The 7,731-nt window shown below is 49.5% G+C and carries 8 protein-coding genes and 3 pseudogenes; 2 read left to right on the top strand and 9 right to left on the bottom strand.

Translation table 11 applies throughout. The features are described from left to right. Positions 1 to 340: 340 nt before the first annotated feature. Complete coding sequence (locus tag H8S18_RS14395) at positions 341 to 1,567, bottom strand: plasmid recombination protein (protein ID WP_155152346.1); 1,227 nt, start codon at positions 1,565 to 1,567, stop codon at positions 341 to 343. 216 nt (positions 1,568 to 1,783) lie between these two features. Beyond that, positions 1,784 to 2,218: a helix-turn-helix domain-containing protein gene (locus H8S18_RS14400; RefSeq protein WP_087295651.1), complete on the bottom strand. Its 435-nt coding sequence runs from the start codon at positions 2,216 to 2,218 to the stop codon at positions 1,784 to 1,786. Positions 2,219 to 2,243: 25 nt separating this feature from the next. On the opposite strand from H8S18_RS14400, the pseudogene mobC reads away from it, so the two are divergent. Then, a pseudogene (gene mobC / locus H8S18_RS14405) lies at positions 2,244 to 2,450 on the top strand (plasmid mobilization relaxosome protein MobC); the annotation flags it as partial. Further along, a pseudogene (locus H8S18_RS14410) lies at positions 2,411 to 3,175 on the top strand (relaxase/mobilization nuclease domain-containing protein); the annotation flags it as partial. The pseudogenes mobC and H8S18_RS14410, both read left to right, overlap by 40 nt. 76 nt (positions 3,176 to 3,251) lie before the next feature. Here the strand turns inward: H8S18_RS14410 and rlmN are convergent. From rlmN to H8S18_RS14445, 7 genes and pseudogenes are all read right to left on the bottom strand, one after another. Then, positions 3,252 to 4,235 (bottom strand): 23S rRNA (adenine(2503)-C(2))-methyltransferase RlmN, encoded by a 984-nt coding sequence (gene rlmN, locus H8S18_RS14415; RefSeq protein WP_002584956.1) that lies wholly within the window; start codon positions 4,233 to 4,235, stop codon positions 3,252 to 3,254. Between the two features lie 16 nt (positions 4,236 to 4,251). Further along, a pseudogene (locus H8S18_RS14420) lies at positions 4,252 to 4,362 on the bottom strand (cysteine-rich KTR domain-containing protein); the annotation flags it as partial. A gap of 64 nt (positions 4,363 to 4,426) precedes the next feature. Then, on the bottom strand, positions 4,427 to 4,951 hold the full coding sequence (locus H8S18_RS14425) for a hypothetical protein (protein WP_087295649.1): 525 nt from the start codon (positions 4,949 to 4,951) through the stop codon (positions 4,427 to 4,429). Continuing rightward, positions 4,948 to 5,196: a hypothetical protein gene (locus H8S18_RS14430; RefSeq protein WP_087295647.1), complete on the bottom strand. Its 249-nt coding sequence runs from the start codon at positions 5,194 to 5,196 to the stop codon at positions 4,948 to 4,950. Before H8S18_RS14430 ends, H8S18_RS14425 begins: the two co-directional genes overlap by 4 nt. 18 nt (positions 5,197 to 5,214) lie before the next feature. After that, entirely contained in the window at positions 5,215 to 5,487 is a 273-nt protein-coding gene (locus tag H8S18_RS14435) for a type II toxin-antitoxin system YafQ family toxin (protein ID WP_066859802.1), read from the bottom strand. After that, positions 5,480 to 5,761 (bottom strand): type II toxin-antitoxin system RelB/DinJ family antitoxin, encoded by a 282-nt coding sequence (locus H8S18_RS14440; RefSeq protein WP_087295645.1) that lies wholly within the window; start codon positions 5,759 to 5,761, stop codon positions 5,480 to 5,482. Before H8S18_RS14440 ends, H8S18_RS14435 begins: the two co-directional genes overlap by 8 nt. Positions 5,762 to 6,006: 245 nt before the next feature. Next, a complete protein-coding gene (locus H8S18_RS14445; protein ID WP_087295655.1) occupies positions 6,007 to 7,527 on the bottom strand; it encodes a hypothetical protein in 1,521 nt (506 codons plus the stop codon). Positions 7,528 to 7,731: the final 204 nt, after the last annotated feature.

Here is a 7,731-nt window from a genome sequence, read left to right on the forward strand (position 1 = left end):
AAAGTCACCTCCCCCTTTTCCCCCTCGCTCTGGGGCATGGAAATGATGGAAAACCTTTCAGGTTTACCACATTCCCACACCCCGCCGCTCACCCCCATAACCCCCTCCGACTTTCTCCCTGTCCGAGAGAAAATATTTTATTATTTTTCCCCTGGCCTTTAGGCCATAGGGGGGCATATATTATCAATGAAGTTAATTCCCTATTTTACGACAAACCAACTCCATGCTATCCCCCCATACCCATAGGGTGGCATATATTATCAATGAAGTTAATTCCCTATTTTTACTGTTATTATAGCCTGTCCGGGCGGCTCTTGCAAGGCCCCCGGACAGGCTTCTTTTACAGCTCCATACCGCCCCAGGTGTGGCCCCATTCCTGCTCTCTTTCCGGCTGCTGCACCTCTGGCACAGGTAGCAGCTCACGCGCCTTTTCGACCAGGGGCCGGAACTGCTCCGGCAAGTGCCGATCCAGGAAGTCCAGCGCGGCCCCGATCCCTTCCCGGAGCCGCGCCGAAATTCCGCGCTCCCAGCTCAAATCTTTTTCCAGATATTCGACCTGCACTTTGAGCTGCCGGTTTTCATTTTCAAGCCGCTGCCGCTCCTGGGCCTCCTTCAGCTTTTCTTTCGTCGAGGGGATTTTCTGCTGAAGCTGTTGGTTTTCTACCTTCAGCTCCCGCACCTTCTGCTCTGCCGCCGCGCCCCGGATCACCGCCGCCTTCAGCTCCTTCACCTGCTCCACCGTCACGCCCTTGACGGCCCCTGTCAGCGTCTTTTCCGGCTGTATTGCGTCCAGATCTGGCTTGACCTTCTCAACCGCTTTCAGCAGCTTCACATTCCCTTGCAGGGCCTTTCTCTGCTTTTCCAGGGCCGCGATCTCCTGCTCTGCCGCTGTCACCTGTTCCTGGATAGCTTCAAGCCGCTGGGCCGCTGCTCTGTACTCTGGCAGCTCCATATGAGGCCGGCCACCGCCCAAGCTGATAATCTCAAACTCGTGCGCCTGGGCGATTTCCGTTAGGGCTTCTTTCTCCCGTTCCATCCAGGCTTTCCATTCCGTCTGCTTCCTGCCCAGCCCTTCAAATCCTTGCTGCTTTAACGCTTGTTTCATTGATACCCGCGTCGAAAGGCCCCGGCTCTGCTCCGTTGCCACCGGCACGAAGTCCACATGGAGGTGGGGCGTGGCCTCGTCCATGTGCAGCACCATATTGAACACCCGCAGATGAGGGTTGCGCTCCTGGAAGGACTCTGCAAATTCTTTGAGAGCTGCCGCCGCCCGTTCCCCTCCAGGGGAGCCGCACCCGCAGTCTGTCAAGTTGCCGATCTGGAAGATAGCCTCGTGAAATAGCTTCTCCTGTTTGCTCTGCCGGATATGCTCATAGTAATCTGGTATCTTGTCCCTGGTCTTTTTCTTTTTGGCATTGTAGGCGGCCAGGGCTTCATCGAAAAGTTCGTGGTACACCTTCTTCAAATCCTCGTTGAAAAAGGTGACATTCTGCCCCGACCTGCTTCGGTCTACATTCGCCGCTGAAAAGCTCCTGTTGTTGTGCCGGATACTTCCCCGGCCCGTCATTCCCGAAATGGTTGTGCCTATAAAATCACCCGTCCCTTTCCTGCAAAAAGCCTATATCCTACTGCTCCTATTTTACCATAACTGGCCGCAGGCCACAACCTCTTTGTTACTTTCTTGTGAGAAAGTAACGTAAAAGCACTTTCACACCGCCGCCCCTTCGAGGCTGGCAGTATGAAAGTGCTTTTGCGCCCTGCCGGGGGCTAAAGAAGCCGACCACTACTCTTCATAAGACACGCTATCTTCATTCATTTCTATAACCGTAGTCTTGCCATCAGTTGAAAAGCTTGTATATGCCGACATACCAAATATCGCCAAAAGAAGATTGAGGGCCAAAATTGTCAATAAAACAATCCCGACAATTTTCCAAATCCTTTTACTACGCCTATTCTTTATCGCTAACTGCTCACTGATCTTTGCAAGTTGCTCTGCAACCGTGTCCTTATTAACTTCGTCCATTATTGCACCCCCAAGAAGAGTACCCACATTTGTTTCCAATACATCTGCTATCTTAAAAAGAAAATCCACATCTGGAACGGATAACCCTTTTTCCCATTTGCTAATTGTCTGTCTGGTAACATTCAGCTTTATTGCAAGTTCTTCCTGGGTATAACCTTTTGCCTTCCGCATTGCTTTTAGATTTTCGCTAAACATATTTATGCTCTCCTTTCTATTTAGTAGTTTAGACGGGTATATTCTTGTCGTTGACCGAAGCGACACAAAAGCATATATCCGGGAACTGCAAGCGGTGAGCCGGAACATCAACCAAATTGCAAAACGCGCCAATGCGACGGGGACGGTTTACAGGCAGGATATAGAGGACATTAAAAAGGCGGTGGACGAGATATGGCGGTTACAAAGACGCACCCTATTAAATCAACCTTAAAGGCTGCGATAGACTATATCTTAAATCCCGAAAAGACAGACGGGAAGCTGCTTGCGTCCTCTTTCGGCTGCGGGCTGGAAACCGCCGATATTGAGTTTGCATGGACGCGGGAAGCTGCCGGAGATCGCGGCACACATTTAGGGCGGCACTTGATACAATCCTTTGCGGTGGGAGAAACCACACCGGAAGAAGCGCACAAAATCGGCATGGAACTTGCCGGGGCGGTATTAGGCGGCAAGTATGAGTTTGTTTTGACAACTCACGTCGATAAAGACCATCTGCATAATCACTTGATTTTCAACGCGGTTAGCTTCGTTGACTACAAAAAGTACCATTCCAACAAGCAAAGCTATCACTTTATCCGGCGCACCAGCGACAGGATATGTAAAGAGCATGGGCTATCCGTCGTCGTACCGGGACAGGACAAGGGAAAAAGCTATGCAGAATACACCGCCGAAAAGCAAGGGACAAGCTACAAAGCAAAGCTGAAAACGGCGATAGATACTCTCATTCCCCAAGTGAAAGATTTTGACGAACTGCTGCGCCGCTTGCAGGAAATGGGGTATGAAATCAAACAGGGCAAATACATTTCCTTTCGCGCTGCCGGACAGGAACGGTTTACCCGCACAAAGACGCTCGGCGCGGCCTATACGGAAGAAGCGATAAAGGAGCGTACCCGCAATCCATTCTATAATAGGGAACAGCGGCTTTTGCGCAATATTAAATAAAAAAGCCGATAACACATAGGTTTTTTGACCTAATGCGTTATCGGCTCTGCGTCTATGCGTCTGGCACTTTTAATCATTTTTTTTTGAATTTATTATATGTGTTAGCTAACTGTCCACAAGCCGCGTTAATCTCTCTGCCATGAGAAACTCTCATAGTAACTTCAAGTCCTGCTTGCTCTAATTGATGTTTGAATGCAACTATTTCCCGTTTCTGTGGTGCTTTAATTCTTGAATTGCTTGTTGGGTTGTATTGTAACACGTTAATCATAACTTTTTTGCCCCGAAACCATTTTGCAAGTTGTCTTACATCTGAGGGCCGGTCATTTATACCCGGTAAAAGCAAATACGCAAAGACAATTTTGCGATTATGCCTTTCAGAATAGGATAAGGCTTGCTTAACAACATCTTCAATAGCATATATGCGCATGTGAGGAATAATACGATTTCTTGCAGATTGTGTTGCTGCGTGTAAAGATATTGTCAACTGAATTTTAAGATGTTCCTCGCGCAATTTTTTTAATTGATCGACCGGACCAACTGTTGATATGGTAATGCCGTCGGTTGGAAAGTTGAGCCCATATCTATCTCGGAGAATATGGATTGCTTTTATCAAGTTGTCATAATTGAATAAAGGCTCTCCCATACCCATAAAAACGATACGGTTTACTTTTCGACGCAACAATATAATCTGTTGTACGATTTCTGACGATGTTAGATTACGAACAAAGCCATTTCGCCCGGACTCACAAAAAATACAACCAACAGGACAACCGACTTGTGTGCTCACGCAAACAGTTCCACCATCTCGCCGCTTGATAAAAACCGTTTCAATGTATTTGTTGTCTTTCAGTTCGTAAACATACTTTTCAGTATCACTGCTTTTGCAAATATTTTTTACCAACATTGATAGATTTTTTTTGCGTGGTAATTGCTTATATAATTCTTCATATAAGGCTTTTGCTTCATTCTCGCCAATAACTTCCGACATTTCTTTGTAAGTAAATCCGTATGGATCATTCCGTACTTCCGCAGGCGTATATTTAGGTAAACGTTTCATTTTTATATCCTTTCTTCTAAATAATAAAAGTTTGTTTTTCTGTATTTTTGATTACAATCTCTAATTTTTCTACATCAATGATATGCGTCAATTTGCATTTAGGGCAGAAAAGAGGAAAATCTTTTACACAAATATGTCTGTTGCCTCAAGCAATGCATATTAACATTAGGGGTTTTATCTACCGCATTGCCTTAACCTCGAAAAAATTTACGAAACCATCCCTTTTTCTCCGGCTCCTGATCCGATCCGGTTTCATCGGTAAGAAGCTGCTGCTGAATTGTCCCCGCGTGGAGAGCCTGGGCTGCTGCCGCTGTCTGCTGGGCGGCGGCCAGCGCGTCAGTGAGCCGGGTAATGGTCTGGGCCTGCTGCTCGATCTGCCTGTCTTTCATTTCAAGCTGCCCTTGCAGCGTGTCGATGGTGGCCTGTAAAACAGAAATCACACCATCAACCCCTGTCGTTTTTTCTGCATTTTTGGTTGACGCGCCATCAACCAAACCGTCAACCGTACCCGTCAACTGGTTGTCGGTGGTTGACGGTGCAATTTCAGAAAACGCCTGTTTTATCAGCTTTTCACCGTCAACCTCTACCATCAACTTACCGTCAACCGTTGCCGTCAACCCCTGTAAACTGGTTGACAGCGGTTCACGCTTAATTTTTTTGAAAACAGCTTGCTTTGATACCCCTATCTCGTCGGCTATCTGCCGGATCGTTTTCATACCTTCACGAACAGGCCCACAGGACACACACCCTTAAACCCAGGCGTAGATATGTACCAGCAAGCGGGGCCTGTCGGCTCCCAGGCTACTTCAAGGGTAATCTCGTGCCAGCCATCTGGAAACAAAGCTGTAAATCCCTCTCCTGCGTGTATGCCGCGCCCTTCCAGGAGCAGCCGAGGGTGCGGATCATCGTCTGCCGGATCGGGAAGTTGTATCTGCGCGATCCTCTCTTTATCCCAGCTCATAGACCTTTCCTCCTTCCCCTAAAATAAATCGCTATGCGATCCCGTCCGGGTGAGATACAAAATCAGCTCGTCCCCGTCCACTTCGTAGATCAACAACCAATCCGGCGTAATGTGGCACTCACGACACCCCGCATAGTCCCCGGAAAGCTGGTGATCCCTGTTCTTCTCCGGCAACGGCTCCCCCGCAGCCAGCTTTTTAATAATATCCGTCAGCAAAGAAATATCAAAGCCGCGCTTTTTCACGCGCTTCAAATCCTTCTGAAATTTTGTAGTTGGTCTTATGTTATACATCGGCAAGCAGCTCCTCCATCATCTGATCGACATTGGAATAGGTCTTGCCGAGGCTCGGATCGGCCTTCATTCTCTTTACTTCCTGGATTGCTTCGACGGTTTCCGCGTTCGGCACATCGCCGCTGATTTCAAAGGGTATTCTATACTCTCTCACCGCCTTACGCGCAAAAACATTGAACGCCGTTGTCATCGTCATTCCCATATCAGCACAAAATGCCTCAAACTGCCGCTTCAAATCTGCGTCCATACGAATGTTAATATTTGTATTCGCCATAGATAGCAACTCCTTTCATTCTTATTATATACATTGTATCATTTTTTATTCACAATGTCAATACACCTTCCTACCTGTTTACCCACGCCCTGGCTCTTAAACTTCTGCCCTGGTATGTACGCATTTAGGGGGCAAAAAAGCCTTGATTTATGCGGCTTTCCGGGCGCGGTAGAGAGATGGCCAGTATATTTACCCTCGGAGAGCTGAAAACGGCTTCTAAAGCGTAACAGGGGCCTTTCTGGGCCTTATTCCTGGCCCCCATCGTGCAGCGCGTCCAAGAGCCAATCGCTCAACTCCTGGGAAGGGGACACCCGCACCGTTATATGCCCATTTTCAAAGCGCACCGCTGGCGGTGGGCAATCCCACCACTTGCGGATGGTTTTCGGATCAAGGCCAGTTTCCCGATGACAGTCGGCCTTGCGCCCCTCCGGGTGCTGCTGCCGCCATTCATAAACCCGCGCCTGGGCCGTTCCGCTGCCTTTGGGCCTTCCGTCCTTATTGCGCCAATTCTTATTACCGTTGATCTCGTCCCTAATTAAGTTCATCAGCTTGATATGTTCTGACTGTTTGCGCCAGTTCCGCTTATTGACAGGCATAGTCAGGCCGGAGAGCTTCGCTATATCGTCCCTGGGGAATGTCACATAGTCCTCATTGAACATTTCCAGAGCGCACACCACATCATCTTTTGTAAAGCGGTTTATATCCTCCACGCTCATATCGTCGTAGGGCCGGAGCAGCGCAAAAGCGTCACGGCGTAGCTCGTCCTCGTCTATCCCGCATTTTTTCGCATAAATCGCCAGCGTCATAATGCCATAGAAACGATGGCCCACCCGGATTTCATCGGCGATCCGGTGCAGCCACCAGTCGTAAAGGTCACGCTTGACCGTCCAGCGGCCACGCCGCTCCTTTTTGACAATCCGCCGCTCATACCAATCCGGGTACTTCTCTTTCGCCTCGGCCAGCGACAGGCGGCTCTTTCTCATAAGCCCCTCAAGCCGCTGCTGCTCCCCGTTGCTGTCCGGGATATAATCAAGCAGCCGCGCCAACTCCACCGGCCCGCCGAGCCGGAACGCCCTCACAGGGTACTCACGCCCCAGCTTCGAGCCGGAGCCGACCACCCGAAAGCCCTGCAAAATCCCCTGCATTTGCGGCTCCTTGATGGTGGAGGTAAACTTATTCCAAATCTGCCGAGTAAGGGAATATTTCAGCTCTTTCAAGCATTTTTGGTTGTGCGGGTACATAGGCACCGGCTCTTTCAGCACATAATACAGGTGAAGCCCCGTCCCGCTGTTTACAACAAAGGTTGCCGGGGGCAGAATATCCTTGTTCATCTGATGCAGCGTATCCCGGAGCTGGGGCATACCCACTCCGTCCAGGTCAAAGACCAGGGCATAAAGATACCGAGCGTTCTTGCCGCACCGCCGCCGCCCAAAATAGGAGATCGGGGACATAATCGTGAAATCGGTGTCTTGCAACTCCCGCAGCTCGTCCAGCTCGTCAGTGATGGTACAGCGTTTCGCTTTACCGTCCCCCTCGATCTGCAAGGCAATCCCCGTTGCCTTGTCAACCTCACCTTTCGGCACCGTCACCGCAATTCCGTTTCCCTTCCTGTCCTCAAAATGGCCCTTCCTCTCGAAAGATCCTTCCGGGAAGATCTCACGATAAAACGCATACGGCTCCACCGGCTCCAAAAACTTCTCTAAATGCTCATTCTTTTCCCTGTAAAGTTCCCGCAGCCGTTCCAAGGCTTCTTGCTGATCCGCCATTCCTTACACCTCTTTTCGTACATTCTGCAAACCCATAGGGGGAAAAGGGGGAGCCAAAGAGCGGCCCCTCCGGGGCCTTAAAGAGAAAGTCACCTCCCCCTTTTCCCCCTCGCTCTGGGGCATGGAAATGATGGAAAACCTTTCAGGTTTACCACATTCCCACACCCCGCCGCTCACCCCCATAACCCCCTCCGACTTTCTCCC

The organism is Christensenella tenuis, assembly GCF_014287795.1.
GTDB classification, from domain to species: domain Bacteria; phylum Bacillota; class Clostridia; order Christensenellales; family Christensenellaceae; genus Christensenella; species Christensenella tenuis.

Bases quoted from the DNA above. Each gene is read 5' to 3' on its own strand.
- H8S18_RS14395 (WP_155152346.1), bottom strand. From the start codon at position 1,567: ATGACGGGCCGGGGAAGTATCCGGCACAACAACAGGAGCTTTTCAGCG.
- rlmN (WP_002584956.1), bottom strand. From the start codon at position 4,235: ATGAAACGTTTACCTAAATATACGCCTGCGGAAGTACGGAATGATCCA.
- H8S18_RS14400 (WP_087295651.1), bottom strand. From the start codon at position 2,218: ATGTTTAGCGAAAATCTAAAAGCAATGCGGAAGGCAAAAGGTTATACC.
- H8S18_RS14435 (WP_066859802.1), bottom strand. From the start codon at position 5,487: ATGTATAACATAAGACCAACTACAAAATTTCAGAAGGATTTGAAGCGC.
- H8S18_RS14425 (WP_087295649.1), bottom strand. From the start codon at position 4,951: ATGAAAACGATCCGGCAGATAGCCGACGAGATAGGGGTATCAAAGCAA.
- H8S18_RS14445 (WP_087295655.1), bottom strand. From the start codon at position 7,527: ATGGCGGATCAGCAAGAAGCCTTGGAACGGCTGCGGGAACTTTACAGG.
- H8S18_RS14440 (WP_087295645.1), bottom strand. From the start codon at position 5,761: ATGGCGAATACAAATATTAACATTCGTATGGACGCAGATTTGAAGCGG.
- H8S18_RS14430 (WP_087295647.1), bottom strand. From the start codon at position 5,196: ATGAGCTGGGATAAAGAGAGGATCGCGCAGATACAACTTCCCGATCCG.